We start from the raw sequence: 17,130 nt of genomic DNA, 5'->3' as shown, positions 1-17,130 counted from the left end.
CGAGGTCTGTTCGGGGCCGTCGCCGGTCCGCCCCATGTCGAGCGCCTTTCCCGGGCGTTGTCATGGTTTGATTGAAGTTTGTATCGAGATCGTGGGCCGCAGAGAAAACGCGCCCGAAAACATGGGGGATTCATGAAGACTTTCACTCGCACGCTCACTGCCCTTGCCGCGGCGGTGTCGATCGCGTTTTCCGGGGCCGCCGTGGCAACTGCCGCACCCGTGGCACCCGTGCAGGGGGCCGCCGTCGTTGCTGCCAAGAAGGCGCCGGCCGTTGCGATCGGGAAGATTCCCACCAAGACCGTCAAGGGATCGGCGAAGGCCACCATCAAGCCGTTGGCCAAGGCGGCCAAGGGCGTGAAAGTCACCTCCAAGGTGCTGACGGTCAAGCAGGGGAAGAAGACCGTTGCCAAGAACAAGACTTCGGTCAAGCTGAAAACCGGCACCTACAAGGTGACGACAAAGGTGAGCTACAAAATCGGCAAGAAGAAGGGGACCATCTCCAAGACGCAAACCCTGATCGTCAAGAAGGCCGCGGCGAAGAAGTCGTGGGCAGCACCGAAGGGCAAGAGCTGCCCGGCAGGGTTCCCGGTCAAGGGCAATAAGACCGGCAGCAACAAGGAGTGGAAGTACCACGTTCGCGGTGGCCAGTACTACACCCGCACGGTTCCGGAGCAGTGCTTCAAGAACACCTCCGACGCGCGGAAGGCCGGATACCGCGCTTCCAAGCGCTAAAGCCGTTCCGGCAATCTCATGACGGCCGTGGCCCGCAGTCAAACTGTGGGCCACGGGTGTTTACATGTACCTTTGGCGCCGTGCCTCGTTGAGTCATCTTGAAAGAGCGATTTGAAACACCTGATTTCCTTTATTCTCACCGTGTTGATCCTGACCGGATCCCTGGTCGTGGACCCCGCTGTCATGGACGGAGCTTCTCCGTCGGAGGCCGCGAGCGGTGCCTCGGCATCCGTCAGCGTTCCCGCCGCGAAGGCCAAGCCCAAGGCGCCGGCCGGGGTCGCAAAAGTCCTCCCGGGTGCCAGGCTCGACGGCCCTGCCGCGATGACCGTCCTGAATTCCTTGCCGGTCAAGGGCAAGGCGCCGGCTACCGGGTATGACCGGAACAAGAAGTTCGGGAACGGCTGGAAGGACTTCGACCGAAACAAGTGCGACGAGCGTCAAGACACCCTTACGCGGGACATGTCGAAGGTGAAGTACAAGGACGCCAGAAAATGCCAGCTGGCCTCGGGCGTCCTGGCCGACTCCTACACCGGAACCGCGATCAAGTGGAAGGTGAACAGCGGATCCGTTGACATCGACCACGTGGTTGCGCTGAAGAACGTCTGGATCTCCGGGGGCCAGAAGCTTTCCCAGGACCAGCGGCTGGCGGTCGCCAACGACCCGTTGAACCTGATGGCTTCGCAGGCCTCCGCAAACAGGTCCAAGGGCGATGCCAATGCCGCCGAATGGTTGCCGACCCACAAGCCTTTCCGCTGCCAGTACGTGGCCACCCAGGTCAGCGTGAAGAAAAAGTATGCCCTTTCGGTGACCGCTGCCGAGAAGACTGCCATGAAGCGCGTCCTCAACTCCTGCCCGAAGCAAAAGGCCGCAAAGGTGGCACCAATCAAGGTGGTTGCGGCCAAGGCTCCACCCGCCGCACCGAAGAACACCGCGGCACCGACCCAGAAGCGGCCAACCAGCGTGGCCGCGCCCAAGCAGGTGTCGCCCGGCGCATACTGCGCGAAGGCCGACAAGGGTTCCAGAGGCATCGGCAAGAAGAACGGCAAGAGCTACACCTGCAAGACCGGCAGCTCCGACACACGGTTGCGTTGGCGCTAGCCCCCGCAACCAATTGCCGTACCGATATCCGGTACGAACGTGAAATTGCCGCCCATGCGCTTGCAGGGGCGGCAATTTCGCTTCATCCCGCGGTTGGCCCGGGACTACCTGGCCGAGAAGAGCCTCCCAAGCCAACCGCCCTTCTTTTCCTTGGGCGCATTCGGGTCGCAGCCGCATCGTTCGGTGCGCGGGACGTGCTTCATGACCTGCTGGACGTGTTGCCCGCACCCGGCCCAGGTCGTCTTTGAGCATTTGCGGCAGGTGACTGCTCGACACATATTCGTTCTCCAGGAATAGGTCCAAGGCGAAGGCCGATTGGATGACGCCCAAACCAACGATCTCATATACCCCAGGGGGTATCAAAATGGGTGGCGTGGCCGTCCTTGCGGGCGCCCCGCCCCCGCTACTCCGACGCCGCCGGGGACCCCGGTTCGAACGCAGTCTATTGGACCTGGAAGTGGCGGCCGGTGCGCAAGGGGAGCACCTTGCCCAGATCCACGCCCTCCGCAGCGATTTGCAGCATCAAGCGCTGGCGTTCGCCGGCGGTGATGTCCGCCGCGTAGCAACGCCTGGCCACCAGTGCCAACCTGTCGGCCAGCTCATTCATGGGATCGCCCGCGTGTGCCTTGACCCAGCTGTACCGTACCTCCGAGCGGGACAGCAGCTCATGGATCCTGTGGACGATGGACCGGGCCGCCTGCGACCTGCTGCGTGCGTGGCTGGCCGGATTGTTGAGCAGGTCGATGGCCATGAGGGAATCGGATCGGATGTGGAAGCGAACCCGTCCGGTGAACAGATCCTCGCGGTACCTGCTGGCATCCAGCAGGGCGTAGTGGATCGAGTTCAGTTCGCCTTGCAGTATTTCCTTGCCGGTGGCCGCATAGGCATTGATCGTTGGCGACGAGCCCCTGCCGTAGTCAAGGATCCAGCCATGGCCCATCAACGGGCTGTGCCAACTGCGCGAGGCGTCGGTGGTGATCGTCAGTTCGGAATGGAAGTCGTCGATGCTTTCACGCAGCAGTGCGGCGGCGGCGCGGGCTCCAACCAGCGGACGGAATTGCTCGGAGACCTCGAAACCCATCCGTGCCAGCGCCTCGGGCAACCTCAGGTGCCCCTCGAGCAGCACGTTGTCGCAAAAGACGGACTCCGCCGCGTTGCAACGCACCGCACGAATGGCCTTGTCGATATGCGCCATGAGCACGCCGAGCTTTTGCCCGGATTCGTGGACGGGAAGCACCCCGTTCCTTTGCCCAACCACCTCGATGGCCTGGGTCCGCACGACGGCCCAGAAGAGGTTCTGGTTGTGGGGCACCACCTCGACGGTGACCCCGGAGCGTTCGGTGACCTCTTGGACAGCAGGGATGAACCGCATGGCAGGAGGCATGGGGCGTGGTGCCTGCATGGTCTCCTCCTCGGTTCGGCGCTCGGGTATTTCCGCATCCGGAAACCCCCGTCTCCCAAAGCTACCCAAAATATTCCGTCGTGTGGATAGAAGACACTTCCCGGACCACGGAAGTTGTCGACTTCGCTCGGCCGTCTCCTGGCCCGGTCCGGCCTTGATGCCACCGCAGGGATTGCGGAAAACAAAGGGAGGTGAAGACGGCAGCGATGCTTCGGGTGCCACGAACATCGAATCCTGAAGGCGATGCCGGCATTCCACGGGCAACGCGATCGACCGCTGACGGGCTTGGTATGCCGGGCATTGGGTCGGGCTGTCTAGGATGGTCCTAGGAGCAAGAGAGTCTAGATAAGTGAGCGCGCACAGGCATGGATCCACGGCCGTCCAGGTTGCAACACCAGCAGCTGATCGTCACCCTGTTTGGGCTCTATGGCCGCGCGGGCGAAGGCGTCTTTCCGGTGTCGGTACTGGTGGACATGCTTGGTGCCCTGGGCATCGAGGGTCCCGCGGTCCGCTCGACCGTTTCTCGGTTGAAGCGCAATGGCGTGCTCGTGAGCCGTCGGCAAGCTGGCGCGGCCGGCTACTCGCTCGCCGGCGATGTGCGTGATGCCTTCGAGGAGGGCGACCAGCGAATCTATGCCCCCGAGCGGTCGCGCCCAGGGGATCAGTGGTCGTTGGTGATTTTTTCCGTACCCGAGGCAGAACGCAATCGCCGCTACGAGTTGAGAACGGAATTGACGAGCCTGGGATTTGGGGCGGTCGGGGCCGGTGTGGCCATCGCGCCGAGCAACGTGCTTTCGCAGGCGGTGCGGCGGCTCAAGGACCGGGGTCTCGATGGGTATGTCGAATACTTCAGCGCCGATTACCTGAGCGCGCACGACATCAAGTCCAAGGTTCCCCAATGGTGGGACCTCCAGGGCCTGGATGACCAGTACCAGGAATTCCTCGACCTGTACGGTGCCGCCGAGGGGGAATGGGCGGCGCGAATCGACGCGGTCGATGGCGACATCGAATCCGGCACTGAACTGGCCCGGGAGGCCTTCGCCTACTACGTCCCCATGCTGACGTTGTGGCGGCGTTTCCCCTACCGGGACCCGAACCTGCCGCTGGAATTCCTTCCGGACGGGTGGAAGGCCCCGGCGGCCAAGCAGGCGTTCTGGGCCTTGGATGCCTTGTTGGCACCCATTGCCAAGTCCTATGCGCTCTCGCTTCTGGGCTCGCGGGGTGTGGGGCCGGACGCCGCGGACATCCAGGAGAGTGCGTTGGGCCAGTGATCGGCCAGCGGGTCGATGGCCTCCAAGTGGCCCAGGTGGCTGTATTCGACCAGCGACACCCTCGCTGCTTGCCTGTTCGCTGCAGCCACGAAGTCGCGGGAATGCGACAGGGGCACGCGGTCATCGTTGATGCCGTGCAGGACCAGTATCTGTGTGTTGCCCAGTGGTTGCCGCATGGGTGAGGCTGCGCGATAGGCCTCCGGGGCGTCCTCGGGGGAAACCCCGAAGTATTCGGCGGCCGCATCGTCTCCCAGCCGTTCCCGATAGGTCCGCTCGACGTCGGTGACCGGAGCCAGCGCCACGACCGCGTCGACGAGTGGGGCCGTGAGCAGGGCGAGCTGGCCACCCACCGAGTGCCCCACCGCGACCAGGGGCCCGCCGATCCTTTCGGCCTGCTTGAGCTCGGACACCAACGCCAGTGCCGTGCGAACATCGTCCAGGGGTGCCGGCCACGGCCCGGTGGTGCCGCGGCGGTATTCGACGTTGGCGGTGACCCAGCCGTTCTCCCTCAGTGAGGCCGCCAAGGGATCCATGAGCGAGGCGTGCAGGTGCGAGCGCCAGTAGCCGCCATGGATCAGCGCGGTGATGCCGCGAGGGGTGATCCCGGGTGCCGGCCACTCGATCGAAACGTGCTGTGCCGCATCGAGGCCGTAGGGCATGGGAACAGTGCCCGGTGCGCGAGGTGCCATTGTGTGGGCTCCTTGGTGGAAATGGGTGACGGGAAGGGCGGGCCAGGGGGTGGGGTCCGCGCTTCCCGTCTGCGGTTGTGGCGCCTAGGCTCCCGGGACCGAGCCCGGTGGCAGGAAATTGACATCGCGCAGGGCAGAGAGCCGGACGACTTCCTCGGGGTCCGTCAGGTTGTGCAATTCGTCAAAGAGGGTCGAAAGCTGCCCCGACGGGCTGACCCAGAAGAGGGACTTGCCCGGGGTTTCGTGCTTGTTGTAATACGCGTGCGGCAGGCCCATCGGCATGCGCACGGTGTCGCCGGGGCCCGCGGTGGTCCACTCCCCGTCGAGGTAGAGCGTGTAGACGCCCTCCATGATGTAGATGTGCTCGTCCTGTGTGGGATGCACGTGCGGGGGAACACCGGTGCCGACCGGATCCAGGGACAGCCACGCAAAGGACGACGAGCTTTCGACCTTGGACAGATAGGTGTGCCCCAGGACGTTCCAGGTCTTGTTTCCCATCGCCTCGCTGGCGAGCGTGATTCCCTTGGGCAGATCGCCCAGGATGATTTCTTGGCCTTCTTGGATTTCCATGGTGGCTCTCCTTGTCGAACGTTCTCTTGATGTCCCCAGCATGGCAGAGGATCGATCCACTATGCAATAGGTATTGCGATCGCAAGTTTCACTGCATATGATGTGGATCACGCTTGGGGGCGTGTTCTGCGGCAGGGACAACCTGCCGGGGTGCGCACAACCCACAAAGATACCGGGCACCAATCCGACTGCCCTTCAACGACGAAGTGAGGCACCAGCGTGAGTAGCAAGAAATTCAACGGAATGAGCGTGCATACCCTGGGAACCGGAGGCGGACCGATCGTTTCCAGCTCCCGGGCGGGCACCAGCACCGCGGTGCGCGTCGACGATGCAACCTACGTCTTCGACGCCGGCATGGGCAGCATCCGAAACTACCGCTCGCACTGCGAATGGGGCCAGCTGCGCGGAATCTTCCTGACCCACCACCACTCCGACCACATCTACGACCTCGGCTCCTTCCTGGTCACCGGCTGGCAGGTGCCCGGCGAGTCCTTCGCCGCACCCATCGAGGTCTTCGGGCCCGGCAGGCCCGCCCGCATTCCGGCATTGGACGAGGCGCACGCCAAGGACATCGACGCGCGGGTGGGCACGCGCGAGATGAGCAGCACCACGCAGATCGTCGACGCGCTCCTGGACACGGTCTTCGCCTCCGACATCGCCATCCGCATGGCCGACGAGGGCCGCGGGGAGCCGCACGAATGGGTGCGCGCCCACGACATCGAGATCCCGGAAACGGCGGGCGCCGACCCGGTGGCCAACCGGCACCCGGAGATGGAGCCGTTCGAGGTCTACCGCGACGACCTGGTGGTCGTCTCGGCGATCCTGGTCGACCACCGGTTGTGTTTCCCGGCCTTCGGCTTCCGCATCGAATCGCGCCACGGCTCGGTGGTGGTCTCCGGGGACACCGCCTATTCGGAAAACTGCATCAAGCTGGCCAAGGACGCCGACATGCTGCTGCACGAAGTCATCGACCTGCCCTCGATCCTGGCAACCTTTCCCGAGGGCCCCACCCGCGAGGGGATCGAGGTGCACCTGCGCGAATCGCACACGCCCTTCGCCGACGTCGGCAAGGTCGCCGCCGCCGCGGGTGTCAAGACCCTGGTCCTGCACCACATCGTGCCCAACACCCCCGGCACCGCGGACCTCGAGGCCATGGACGCGGCGGTGCGCCGCGACTTCGCCGGCACCGTGCACATCGCCGAAGACAACGATGTCTTCTTCCCACGGGGCACCGATTCCGGGATCATTGAAACCGCAGCAATCCGCTATGCGGGAGTGAACGCATGAGCACCTCCGAACAAATCCAGCCGCACACCCTGCGCGCGGCGGTCAAGCACGGCAAGATGAACCGACGCGCCTGGGTCGTCACGTTCCTGCTGGTCATCTTCCAGATCATCAACTTCGCCGACAAGGCGGTCCTGGGCCTGGTCGCCGACTCCGCCATCAAGGACCTCGGGCTCACCGCCGGCCAGTTCGGATTCATCGGCAGCGCCTTCTTCTTCCTCTTCGCCATCGCGGCGGTTGCCGTGGGCTTCCTGGCCGGAAAGGTCCCCACCCGCTGGATCCTGCTGACCATGGGGATCAGCTGGGCCGTGCTGCAGTTCCCGATGCTCTTCGGCGGCGGAGCCGCGGTCCTGCTGGTCACCCGCATCCTGCTCGGCGGGGCCGAGGGGCCCGCCACGCCCATCTCCCTGCAGCACGTCCACGGCTGGTTCCCGGCCAAGGAACGCGGGTTCCCCTCCAGCATCATCGCCGTCGGCTCGACCCTCGGGCCCATCATCGCCGCACCGATCCTGGCCGGGATCATTGCCCACCCGGACCTCGGCTGGCGCTGGGCGTTCGGGTTCCTGGGCATCGCCGGGCTCGCCTGGTCCGTCCTGTGGTTCCTGCTGGGCCGCGACGGGCCCTACTCCCACATCGCGAAGAAGCATGCGGGCGCGGAGGCCGCCCCGGCCACCGATTCGACCCCCGCGCAGCGCGAGGTGCAGCGGCCGAAGGCGCCCGCTGCCACCGGGCGCTCCGGCAGCATCACCGAACGCGCCGACCTGCTCAAGATCGTGCCCATCCGCCGGGTGCTGGGGTCGAGGATGTTCCTGGCCGCGGTGCTGGCCGGCGCCGGATGCTTCTGGGCGCAGGGCTTCCTGACCACCTGGTCGCCGAAGTACCTCGGCTCGGTGGTGGCGCTCTCGCCGGAAATGATCGGCCTGGTCTCGACCTTCCCGTGGGTCATCGGAGCCCTGGCGCTGCTGGTGCTTGGCTACGCCTCGCGGCTGTTGATGCGCCGCGGCGTCACCGTGCGCTGGGCCATGGGCGCCCTGTTCGGGGTCTCGCTGCTGGTCTCGGGCATCTGCTTCACCGTGCTGCCGCACCTGCACGGCTACGCCGCCGTGACGGCGCTGACCCTGGGGGCGGGGCTGGCGATGATCTACCCGCTGGCTCCCACCGCGATTGCCTTCTGCGTGTGTTCCAGGCAGCGCGCCGCCATCATGGCGACGCTGACCGGGCTCGCCTCCATCGGCGGTGTCATCGCCCCGGCCATGGTGGGCATGCTGATGGACCGTGCCGGATACGTCCCGGGTCCCAAGGGGATGCGCGACAGCGCCGAGATGGCCTCGCTGCTGGCCCAGGGCATGAACTCCTCCTTTGCGATGATCGGGGTCTACCTGATCGTGGTGGGCATCATCTGCGTACTGCTGCTGAACCCGGACCGCACCGCGGAGAGGCTGCAGACCCGCTTCGCCTTCAACGGGTAGCCGCCCGCCGGCGAGCACCGGCCGGATGCGGGGGAGCGGGGGAGAAGCCAATCTTCCGCGCTCCCCGCGCGTGCTTGGCGGGCAGGCAAGGGGCAATGGCTACCGACTGCCTTCCCCGCGGGTCATCGTGAAGGTGGAGGCGACCGCGGCGGAAAACCTGTCCGAGGCAAACAGCGCCCGGGCCAGGGCATCGCGCACACCCGTTGCCGGGCGCCACAGCGGCCTGCCCAGCGCCATGTTCACGTGCGCCTGCACCGCCGCGCGGCGGGCCGCGGCCAGCCGGAGCCGGGAAAAGGCATCCAATTCCTCCCGGAGGCCGGTCCCGGCGATCCGTCCGCCCAATGCGGCATCCAGGATCCCCGCCAGCCCGGCGGCATCAAGCAGGCCAAGGGTCATGCCCTGCCCGCCGATGGGGCTGACCTCGTGGGCGGCATCCCCGATGAGCAGCACGTCCCCGGGATTCATGGAGCGGACCGCCAGGTTTGCGGTCGTGAACCGGCTGAGCATGGAGTTACGCCCGGCATCCACCGTGTGCCCGGTCCGCCGAACGATGAGCTCGGGCAGCGACGCGGTCTCCGTTTCCCTGATCCAGCACACCCAGCGCCGCGTGTTCCCGGGCAGCGGAAAGGACTCGGTGATCCCCTTCTCGTGTAGGAACAGCGCGGCAATGGACCCGAATTCCGTGCTCTCGGGGAAGTCGCCCATCAGGTAGGTGTCCGGCAGCCGGTGGCCGGCAAACGGCGCCCCGGCGCCCCGGCGCACCTCCGAGCGCGTGCCGTCGGCCCCGACGAGGAAGCGGCATTGCACGGTGCCCGCGTTCCCGCCGCTGTCCCGCGTGTGGGCGAGCAGGTGACGGGGGTGCGCATCCACGGAAGCGAACGCGGTTCCGGTGGCCAGCGCGCCGGGATCCAGCGAGCGCAGCCGCGCCCGCAGCAGCGCGACGGTGTCGTTTTGCGGCAGCGAGAGCACAAAGCGGTGCTCCGCCTCGATCGAACCGAAGGACAGCTCGGCCACGATCTTCCCGCGCGAGATGCCCACCCCGTGCCCGATCCGCACCCCGCGTGCCGCCGCCTCGGCACCGACGCCCAGCCGGTCAAGCACCGCCAGGCCCGGGGGATGGATGCCGATGGCCCGGGAGTGCCCGCCGATGGCGGTCCGGGATTCGAGCACCTTCACCCGGTGTCCGGATTCCAGCAGCAGGATCGCCAGGGCCAGCCCGCTGGGCCCGCCGCCGACGATGGCCACATCGATCATGGGGCCATCCGTGCCCCGGCGTGCCAGATCGCCAGGTTCCGGTACGGGCCCTGGGGGTGCACGTGCCAACCGGGCGGCAGCACGCGGGCCAGTTCGCCCGGCGTATAGCTTCGCCGGATGGAGGTCAGCCCGTCGCGCCGGATGAAGGAGGAACCGGCCAGCGGCAACGTGGCCAAACCGAACAGGAGCAGCGCGCTGCGCCGGCGCCGGATGTCGCTGTGGATCGCCAGGCCGCGGGCGAGGCCCTGGCTGTCGGCCAGGACACCGGCCAGCTGCGGGGGGTCGAGGTGGTGCAGGACATGGTTGGAAACCACCACGTCGAAGCGTGCGCCCTCGGCCACCAGCGCCGAGCTTGTGGTCCGCCGGAATTCGATCCCCGGTTCCCCGAACCCGGCGGACGCGGCGGCCCGGGTGGCGAAATCGTGGGCGCGGGCATCGGGGTCGATGCCCAGGACCCTGACGTCGTGGCCGTCGGCCCGCGCCCAGCGCAGCAACGCCAGCGCAATGTCCCCGCCGCCGCACCCGATGTCCAGGATGGTGCCGGTGCCCCGGCGCGGCAGCTGCGGGCGGACCAGGCGCACGTAGGTGCCGCGCCACCCGGATACGGCTCGGTTCACCCAGCGGAACTGGGCGTAGGTGCGTTCGAGCAGGGCGGGATCGGCGTCGGGACGGTCCATTTCCTCGGTGGCCGCGATGTCCCGTTGCATGGGCGCGGCCTAGCCCCGCTGCCCGGTGTCTAGGGTCATCAGCGCGGTCTCGACCGTGAGCCCGGGGCCGAAGGCCATGGAGCAGACGCGCTGCCCGGATGCCGCGTCCCTGGAGAGGTTCTCGTCCATGATGTCCTTGAGCACGAACATCACCGTGGCGCTGGACATGTTCCCGTAGTCGTTCAGCACCCGGCGGGCCGGCATCAGCTGTTCGTCGCGCAGCTCGAGGCGCTTTTGCACGCGGTCGAGGATCGCCCGGCCCCCGGGGTGGATGCCCCAGTGCTCGATGTCCGCATAGTCGGGGCCCAGCGACCCGTCGCGGGCCAGCAGCGGTTCCAGCGCCCCGATGATGTGGTCGTCGATGATGTGCGGGACGTAGGTCCCCAGCACCATCTCGAAGCCCTCGTCGCCGATGTTCCAGGCCATGGCCTCCTCGCCCACGGGGGTCAGGACCGTCTCGAAGTGGTCCAGCCGAAGGCCCGTCCCGGCGTGCGGRCGGGCCGTGACGATGGCAGCGGCGGCACCGTCGGCGAAGAGCGCCGAGCCCATGATGGTGTCCGGGTCGTTGGAACTGCGCACMTGGATCGAGCACAGCTCGGCGCAGACCACCAGCACCACGGCCTCCGGGTCCGCCTCGCAAAAGCTCTTGGCCGCACGCAGTGCCGGGAACGCGGCGTAGCAGCCCATGAACCCCAGGTGGTAGCGCTGCGTGGAGGGGCGCAGGCCGAGCGCCCTGACCAGCTGGTAGTCGGGGCCGGGATTGTAGAAGCCGGTGCAGGACACCGTGACCACGTGGGTGACATCGCCCGGGCCGAGGTCGGGGCAGGCCTCGAGGGCCTTGTGCGCCGACTCGATGTAGAGCCCCGGGGCGGTGGCCACGAAGACCTCGTTGCGTTCCTTGGTGCTGGGGCTCAGCAGGAGCCCGGAATCCGCATCGAAGAACAGCGGGTTCTCGGCCACAGTCTCGGTGGTGAACTCGGTGACGGCGGTGTGCCGGGTGGAGATCTGGGCCGAATCAAACGACGTGCTGATCAGGCGCTGGCCCAACCGGGTCAGCCCTGGTTGGGCGCCAAAGACATCCCTGGCCTTGTCTTGGTACAGGATGGTGGGCGGAACGGCTGTTTGGATGGTTCTGAGCATCACCGGCATAGTGCTGAGCCTATGGCCGGACGCGGTGCGGGTAAAGGGCGGGGCCCGGCAGCTGCCTGTGAATCGGAAGGCCAATGCCCCTGAAACCGGGCACTTCCAGAAAATGCTGGATTCCGCGCGGGCTCAGGAGTATCGTGATTTTTGGGAGACCAGCATCGGTCGTAATTGATCCCCGCCCCAGGGTGAGAGGTAATTGATGCCAGACAAATCACCACATAGACACGAACACAAAAAGCCTGCAGGCAAGTCGATCAAGGCGCGACGCGCGGAGAAGCGCTCGAAGAACGCACCGGAGTCGGACACCGAGCAGGTAACCCACATCAAGAAACACTGAGCAACTTGATGATTGGAGATATCTTCAAGGGAAGCGGAGAAGAACAGACATCTTCTCCGCTTCTTCCATGTCCGCCGGCATGCGGGAACGCGGGACCCCTGCGCCGGCGAAAAAGTTTTTTGGCATGTTTCCAATCCGTTTGCGGACCGGCACCGAATGCTCCATGACAGCCCGAACCAACAGTGGTCGGGAAGGCGCGGAGGCCCAGGGGCCGACGCCAAGCAAGGAGCATGACATGAAGCGCATGAACAGCAAGTTTGCCGCAGCACTCGGACTGATTGCAGTTGCCACCGTGGGCCTGACCGCTTGCTCGGCGGGCACCGGGGCCAACGAATCGATGGCACCGTCCTCCTCGGCCGCCCCGTCCAGCAGCGCGGCGGCCCCGAGCAGCTCGGCCGCGGCCATGGACCCGGCAGCCAACCTCGTGGGCTCCGGCTGCGCCGCCTACGCCGAGGCCGTCCCGAGCGGCGATGGCTCGGTTGCCGGAATGGCGAAGGATCCGGTGGCCGTTGCAGCCTCGAACAACCCGCTGCTCAAGACCCTCACTGCGGCGGTGTCCGGCAAGCTCAACCCGAAGGTCGACCTGGTTGACACCCTCAACGGCGGCGAGTTCACCGTCTTCGCACCGGTTGACGAGGCCTTCGCCGCCATCCCGGAAAAGGATCTCAACGCGGTGGTCGCCGACGCCGATACGCTGAGCACCATCCTGACGTACCACGTGATCCCCGGCCAGATCGCCCCGAGCGACATCGCCGGATCTCACAAGACCGTCGAAGGACAGGACGTGAAGGTCACCGGCAGCGGCGACAAGCTCATGGTCAACGGCGCCTCGGTGATCTGCGGCGGTGTCCAGACCGCCAACGCAACCGTCTACCTGGTGGACACCGTGCTGATGCCCCCGRCCAAGAAGTAGTAGCAGCGCCTCGCACTGCGGCAGGTCAACCCACCAGGGGGTTGGCAACCGGTGGAACCCTCCACCGGTTGCCGGCCCCCTGCGGTCTACTTGCCCCGGTCGGAAATTTCGGCGGGCAGGAAACCTGGATTCCTGCCCGCCGCACCAGAACGGATGAATGGCGGGGCCCGGAATGCATGAGACGCTATATCGCATGAGCTCACACCTACCCGGTGGCACGGACCAAACCTCCGCCCCCACCACCGAAGAACTGATGCTCGGGATCGCCACAGGTGACGAGAACGCCTTTGAGGAACTCTACGACCGGCTCTCGCCCCAGGTCTTCGGCCTGATCCGGCGCATCCTGAAGGACCAGGCACAAAGCGAGGAAATCACCCAGGAGGTGTTCGTCGAAGCCTGGCAGCAGGCGGCGCGCTATGACGCGGCCCGCGGCAAGGCAATCACCTGGCTGCTGACCTTGGCGCACCGCCGGGCGGTTGACAGGGTCCGCGCCAGCCAGGCCAGCAAGGACCGTGACCTGCGCGAAGGCATCAAGGACTTCCAGGCGAGCTACGATGACGTTGAGGAAACTGCCATCGCCCACGATGAGGGACAGCGCGTCACCCGGGCGCTGGAAAAACTCAGCGCAAACCAACGCGATGCGATCCAACTGGCTTATTTCGGCGGCTATACACACCTTGAAGTCGCCGAGCTGCTCAAGATCCCGGTGGGAACGGCAAAGACACGAATACGCGACGGAATGAACAAACTTCGAGACCTGATGGGAGTGGCGTGATGGACAAGCACCAGAACGAGCTGACCGGCAGCTTCGCCCTGAACGCACTGGGCGACGCGGAACGCGAGGAACTCCTCCGTCACGCCGAAACCTCCGAAGAGGTCCGCCAGGAAGTGGAGTCACTGCAGGAAACCGCTGCGCTCCTGGGGCTCTCCGCCGCACCCGTGGCCCCTCCGGCCCGGGTCAAGGCCAACATCATGGCCTCCATCCGCAACACCCCGCAGCTGCCGCCGCTTGTCTCCCCGCAGGACGTTCCGTCCGGTGCCACATCCGGGTCCGCGGAACAATCCGCCCCGGTTGCCCCCGAGGCGGCAACCGACGCCGCCGCGGAACCCGTGTCCGGGACGGCGCAGAGCGCTGGATCCGCATCGCACCCGGTCCAGGGGAAGTCCAGCCAAAGGATGTTCGCCCTGGCGGCAAGCGTGCTGCTGGTGGCCGCCGGAGTGCTCAGCGGCGTCGTGGTCAACCAGAATGCCGAGCAGCAAAAGCTCGAGGAACAGCTGGCCGCGCTGAGCACCCAGCAGTCCGAGCTGACCCGCATCCTGACCGCTGCCGATGCCCAGTCCAAGAGCCAGAAGCTGGAGGACGGGGCGACCGTCACCCTGGCCTATTCGGCCTCGGAAGGCAAGATGGCGGTGACCACAGCCGGCCTGCCCGCCCTGCCCAGCGACAAGGCCTACGAACTCTGGCTGATCTCCGGCACGGATGCCGTGCCGGCGGGCATGGTCCCCGGGACCCAGGCCGATGGCATGGTCATGGTTTCCGGTGCCATGGAGGGCGTGACGCACTTTGGCATCACGGTGGAACCGGCGTCCGGTTCCCCGGCACCGACCACCGAACCGATCCTGGTCCAGGAGCTCTAGGATTTCTTGGGGAAAAGGCGCCTTGCGTCCAATCCGCCGATGGTAGCGTTCCGAATACGTAGTGGACAGGTTCCTCCCCGCAACCGCGGGGAGGAAGCATCACAACGTACGGGTGGGTGAAATCATGAACAAGTCAACAGCATCGAGGATGCGGGACCTGGGGGCCTTCGGGCTCGCGGGCTTCGCGGCGGCTGCCGTGCTCTTTTCCGTGGCTCAATTTGTGTCGGCCTTCTTCGCCACGGCGTCGGCTCCCATGGTGGCGATGGGCTCGGTGTTCATCGACCTGACACCGCCATGGCTCAAGGACTTCGCCATCGCCACCTTCGGCACGAACGACAAGCTCGCGTTGTTCATCTCCATCGGCGTGATCGCAGCGATCGCCGCGGTGCTGGTCGGGATCCTGGCCAGGCGCAGCTATGCCCTGGCGGCGACCTGCATCGTCGTCCTCGCCGTGGCGATCGGTGCGGCGGTGCTGTCCCGGCCGGCCACTGGGCTCGTTGACCTCACGCCGACCATCCTGGGGTCCGTTGCCGGGTTGGCCGCGTTGCGCTGGCTCACCGCCCTTGCCTCCAAGGCCCGTCCGCCGGTGCATGGCGGCACCCCCGTCCACGGGGCCTCACGCAGGAACTTCCTGATCGGCACGGCCGTGTCGCTGGTGGGTGCCGCGGTGGCCACCGGTGTCGGAAAGTCCCTGGCTACCGCGCGCAATGTCGCGGACGCCGCCCGTTCGGCCTTGGGACTTCCGCCGGCCGCGGTCACGGCACCGCCCCCGCCGGCCAACGCCCAGGTCGAACTCGCCGGCATGCCGAAGTTCATCACGCCGAACAAGGATTTCTACCGGATCGACACGGCACTTTCGGTGCCGCGCATCAATCCGTCCGAGTGGTCGTTGCGGGTCCACGGCATGGTGGAGAAGGAATTCACCATGGGCTTCGAGGAGCTGCTGGCCGAGGACCTGGTGGAAAGCTGCCTGACCCTGACCTGCGTTTCGAACCCCGTCGGCGGCCAGCTGGTGGGCAACGCCAAGTGGCTGGGCTACCCGTTGCGCCTCCTGCTGGAGCGGGCGGTGCCGCGGGACGGCGCGGACATGGTGCTGTCGACCTCGATCGACGGCTTCAGCGCCTCCACTCCGCTGGAGGTCCTCACAGACGACCGCATGGCACTGCTGGCGGTCGGCATGAACGGGGAACCGCTGCCGCTGGAGCACGGATTCCCGGTCCGCATGGTGGTTCCCGGTCTCTACGGATACGTTTCGGCCACCAAGTGGGTCGTTGACCTGGAGGTCACCCGCTTCGCCGACAAGACCGCTTACTGGACCACGCGTGGCTGGTCCGATCACGGGCCCATCAAGCTCTCCTCGCGGGTCGACGTGCCCCGGTCCTTCGCCAGCGTTCCGTCCGGAAAGGTGGTCATGGGCGGAACCGCCTGGGCACAGACCCGGGGCATCTCCAAGGTCCAGGTGCAAATCGACGAGGGTGAGTGGCAGGACACGGAACTGGGTGCCGAGGCCTCCGTGGACACCTGGCGCCAGTGGCGCTACGAATGGGACGGCGGTTCCACGGGAAACCACGTGGTCAGCGTCCGTGCCTTTGACGGAGACGGGACAATGCAAACCAGCGAGAAGGCCGACCCCGTGCCCGACGGAGCCAGCGGCTGGCAGCGCGTCCAGTTCTCGGTTGGCTAGCTCGTCCCCGGACGAACTGCTGCGGGCGAGGGGACGGGACCCCACGGCCCGCATCGACCAGCACCACACCGCCGTCACTCACCGCCCCGGCCGGCGGGGGTTCGCCGTGGAACCGGGGGCTTGGCTACTTCTTGTCGTCTCCGGTCAGTCGCTGGCTCAGGTACACCGGGATCATCGAGGCGAGCACCAGCACCGCGGCGATCACGTTGACCACCGGAGCCTGGTTGGGGCGGGACATGTTGTTGAAGATCCAGATCGGCAGGGTCTCGGTGCCGGGGGCCGCGGTGAACGTGGTGACCACGATCTCGTCGAAGCTCAACGCGAAGGCCAGCAGGCCGCCGGCGATGAAGGCCGAGCGGAACCCGGGGAAGGTGACGTGGAAGAAGGTCTTGAACATGTTTGCCCCCATGTCCATGGCCGCTTCCTCGAGGCCGCGGTTCATCCGCCCCATGCGTGCCTGGACGTTGTTGAACACCATCACGATGGAGAACGTGGCGTGACCGACGATCACCGAGAACAGCCCGAGCCCGATGCCCAGGGGTTCCAGCACGGTCTTGAAGGTGTTGTTCAGTGCAACACCGGTGACGATGCCCGGCAGGGCGATGGGCAGGACCACCAGCAGGTTGACGGTGTTCTTGCCGAAGAACTCGTAGCGGGACAGGGCGAAGGCAACCATCGAGCCGAGCACCAGGGAGATGGCGGTGGCCACCGAGGCTACCTTGAGGGAGGTCCACAACGCCTCGCGGACGCCCTCGTTGTGCCAGGCGGCAACCCACCACTTGGTGGTGAATTCCTTGATGGGGAAGGCCCCGGAGGTGGTGGCGTTGAACGAGTTGGTGATGACCAGCACCAGCGGCAGGTAGATGGCCGCCATGACGATGCCGGCAAAAACACGCAGGGTGACCTTGGCGGGGGCAGAGAGTCTCATGACGGTCT

17 protein-coding genes are annotated in these 17,130 nt (G+C 66.3%); 9 read left to right on the top strand and 8 right to left on the bottom strand.

All coding sequences use genetic code 11. The features are described from left to right. Positions 1 to 132 precede the first annotated feature (132 nt). The gene (locus tag BLJ79_RS17280) at positions 133 to 732 is read left to right on the top strand and encodes a sunset domain-containing protein (RefSeq protein ID WP_071216009.1); all 600 of its coding nucleotides are present in this window, start codon (positions 133 to 135) and stop codon (positions 730 to 732) included. 111 nt (positions 733 to 843) lie between these two features. Then, positions 844 to 1,830 carry an HNH endonuclease family protein gene (locus BLJ79_RS17275; protein ID WP_071216008.1) on the top strand — a complete coding sequence of 329 codons (987 nt, stop codon included), beginning with the start codon at positions 844 to 846 and terminating at the stop codon, positions 1,828 to 1,830. A gap of 104 nt (positions 1,831 to 1,934) precedes the next feature. Here the strand turns inward: BLJ79_RS17275 and BLJ79_RS24100 are convergent, their stop codons facing one another. Both BLJ79_RS24100 and BLJ79_RS23020 read right to left on the bottom strand, forming a co-directional pair. Beyond that, positions 1,935 to 2,108: a DUF8730 family Cys-rich protein gene (locus BLJ79_RS24100; protein WP_502686110.1), complete on the bottom strand. Its 174-nt coding sequence runs from the start codon at positions 2,106 to 2,108 to the stop codon at positions 1,935 to 1,937. A 164-nt stretch (positions 2,109 to 2,272) separates the two neighbouring features. Continuing rightward, the gene (locus BLJ79_RS23020) at positions 2,273 to 3,232 is read right to left on the bottom strand and encodes an RNase H family protein (protein ID WP_175475520.1); all 960 of its coding nucleotides are present in this window, start codon (positions 3,230 to 3,232) and stop codon (positions 2,273 to 2,275) included. Positions 3,233 to 3,618: 386 nt separating this feature from the next. Here BLJ79_RS23020 and BLJ79_RS17260 point away from each other — a divergent pair, with 386 nt between their 5' ends. Further along, on the top strand, positions 3,619 to 4,503 hold the full coding sequence (locus tag BLJ79_RS17260) for a PaaX family transcriptional regulator (RefSeq protein WP_286135475.1): 885 nt from the start codon (positions 3,619 to 3,621) through the stop codon (positions 4,501 to 4,503). Here BLJ79_RS17260 and BLJ79_RS17255 read toward each other — a convergent pair. Both BLJ79_RS17255 and BLJ79_RS17250 read right to left on the bottom strand, forming a co-directional pair. After that, positions 4,425 to 5,192: an alpha/beta hydrolase family protein gene (locus BLJ79_RS17255; protein WP_083411406.1), complete on the bottom strand. Its 768-nt coding sequence runs from the start codon at positions 5,190 to 5,192 to the stop codon at positions 4,425 to 4,427. The two genes, BLJ79_RS17260 and BLJ79_RS17255, sit on opposite strands and share 79 nt — an antisense overlap. 84 nt (positions 5,193 to 5,276) lie before the next feature. Further along, a complete protein-coding gene (locus BLJ79_RS17250; protein WP_083411405.1) occupies positions 5,277 to 5,762 on the bottom strand; it encodes a cupin domain-containing protein in 486 nt (161 codons plus the stop codon). A 243-nt stretch (positions 5,763 to 6,005) separates the two neighbouring features. Here BLJ79_RS17250 and BLJ79_RS17245 point away from each other — a divergent pair, with 243 nt between their 5' ends. Together BLJ79_RS17245 and BLJ79_RS17240 are read left to right on the top strand one after the other, a co-directional pair. Next, positions 6,006 to 7,049 carry an MBL fold metallo-hydrolase gene (locus tag BLJ79_RS17245; RefSeq protein ID WP_071216003.1) on the top strand — a complete coding sequence of 348 codons (1,044 nt, stop codon included), beginning with the start codon at positions 6,006 to 6,008 and terminating at the stop codon, positions 7,047 to 7,049. Further along, on the top strand, positions 7,046 to 8,515 hold the full coding sequence (locus tag BLJ79_RS17240; RefSeq protein ID WP_071216002.1) for an MFS transporter: 1,470 nt from the start codon (positions 7,046 to 7,048) through the stop codon (positions 8,513 to 8,515). Before BLJ79_RS17245 ends, BLJ79_RS17240 begins: the two co-directional genes overlap by 4 nt. A gap of 99 nt (positions 8,516 to 8,614) precedes the next feature. Here the strand turns inward: BLJ79_RS17240 and BLJ79_RS17235 are convergent, their stop codons facing one another. The 3 genes from BLJ79_RS17235 to BLJ79_RS17225 are packed head-to-tail and all read right to left on the bottom strand — an operon-like array spanning position 8,615 to position 11,625. Beyond that, complete coding sequence (locus BLJ79_RS17235) at positions 8,615 to 9,769, bottom strand: FAD-dependent oxidoreductase (RefSeq protein ID WP_071216001.1); 1,155 nt, start codon at positions 9,767 to 9,769, stop codon at positions 8,615 to 8,617. Next, positions 9,766 to 10,476, bottom strand: coding sequence for a class I SAM-dependent methyltransferase (locus BLJ79_RS17230; RefSeq protein WP_071216000.1), 711 nt, complete (start codon positions 10,474 to 10,476; stop codon positions 9,766 to 9,768). The genes BLJ79_RS17235 and BLJ79_RS17230 overlap by 4 nt, the downstream gene beginning before the upstream one ends. 9 nt (positions 10,477 to 10,485) lie before the next feature. Further along, positions 10,486 to 11,625 (bottom strand): type III polyketide synthase, encoded by a 1,140-nt coding sequence (locus tag BLJ79_RS17225; protein ID WP_071215999.1) that lies wholly within the window; start codon positions 11,623 to 11,625, stop codon positions 10,486 to 10,488. 569 nt (positions 11,626 to 12,194) lie between these two features. Here BLJ79_RS17225 and BLJ79_RS17220 point away from each other — a divergent pair. The 4 genes from BLJ79_RS17220 (at position 12,195) to BLJ79_RS17205 (ending at position 16,194) form a co-directional block, all read left to right on the top strand. Further along, the gene (locus BLJ79_RS17220; RefSeq protein WP_071215998.1) at positions 12,195 to 12,872 is read left to right on the top strand and encodes a fasciclin domain-containing protein; all 678 of its coding nucleotides are present in this window, start codon (positions 12,195 to 12,197) and stop codon (positions 12,870 to 12,872) included. Between the two features lie 193 nt (positions 12,873 to 13,065). Further along, positions 13,066 to 13,647 (top strand): ECF RNA polymerase sigma factor SigK, encoded by a 582-nt coding sequence (gene sigK / locus BLJ79_RS17215; RefSeq protein ID WP_071215997.1) that lies wholly within the window; start codon positions 13,066 to 13,068, stop codon positions 13,645 to 13,647. Next, positions 13,647 to 14,510, top strand: coding sequence for an anti-sigma factor (locus BLJ79_RS17210; protein WP_071215996.1), 864 nt, complete (start codon positions 13,647 to 13,649; stop codon positions 14,508 to 14,510). Before sigK ends, BLJ79_RS17210 begins: the two co-directional genes overlap by 1 nt. A gap of 124 nt (positions 14,511 to 14,634) precedes the next feature. Then, positions 14,635 to 16,194: a molybdopterin-dependent oxidoreductase gene (locus tag BLJ79_RS17205; protein WP_071216082.1), complete on the top strand. Its 1,560-nt coding sequence runs from the start codon at positions 14,635 to 14,637 to the stop codon at positions 16,192 to 16,194. Positions 16,195 to 16,318: 124 nt separating this feature from the next. On the opposite strand, the gene BLJ79_RS17200 is transcribed toward BLJ79_RS17205, so the two are convergent. Then, positions 16,319 to 17,122, bottom strand: a complete 804-nt coding sequence (locus BLJ79_RS17200) for an ABC transporter permease (protein WP_071215995.1) — start codon at positions 17,120 to 17,122, stop codon at positions 16,319 to 16,321. Positions 17,123 to 17,130: the final 8 nt, after the last annotated feature.

Origin of the sequence: Arthrobacter sp. UCD-GKA (assembly GCF_001863355.1) — a bacterium.
GTDB lineage: Bacteria > Actinomycetota > Actinomycetes > Actinomycetales > Micrococcaceae > Paeniglutamicibacter.
Note: the sequence above shows the minus strand (reverse complement) of the source record. Positions and strands in the feature narration are given on the sequence as shown.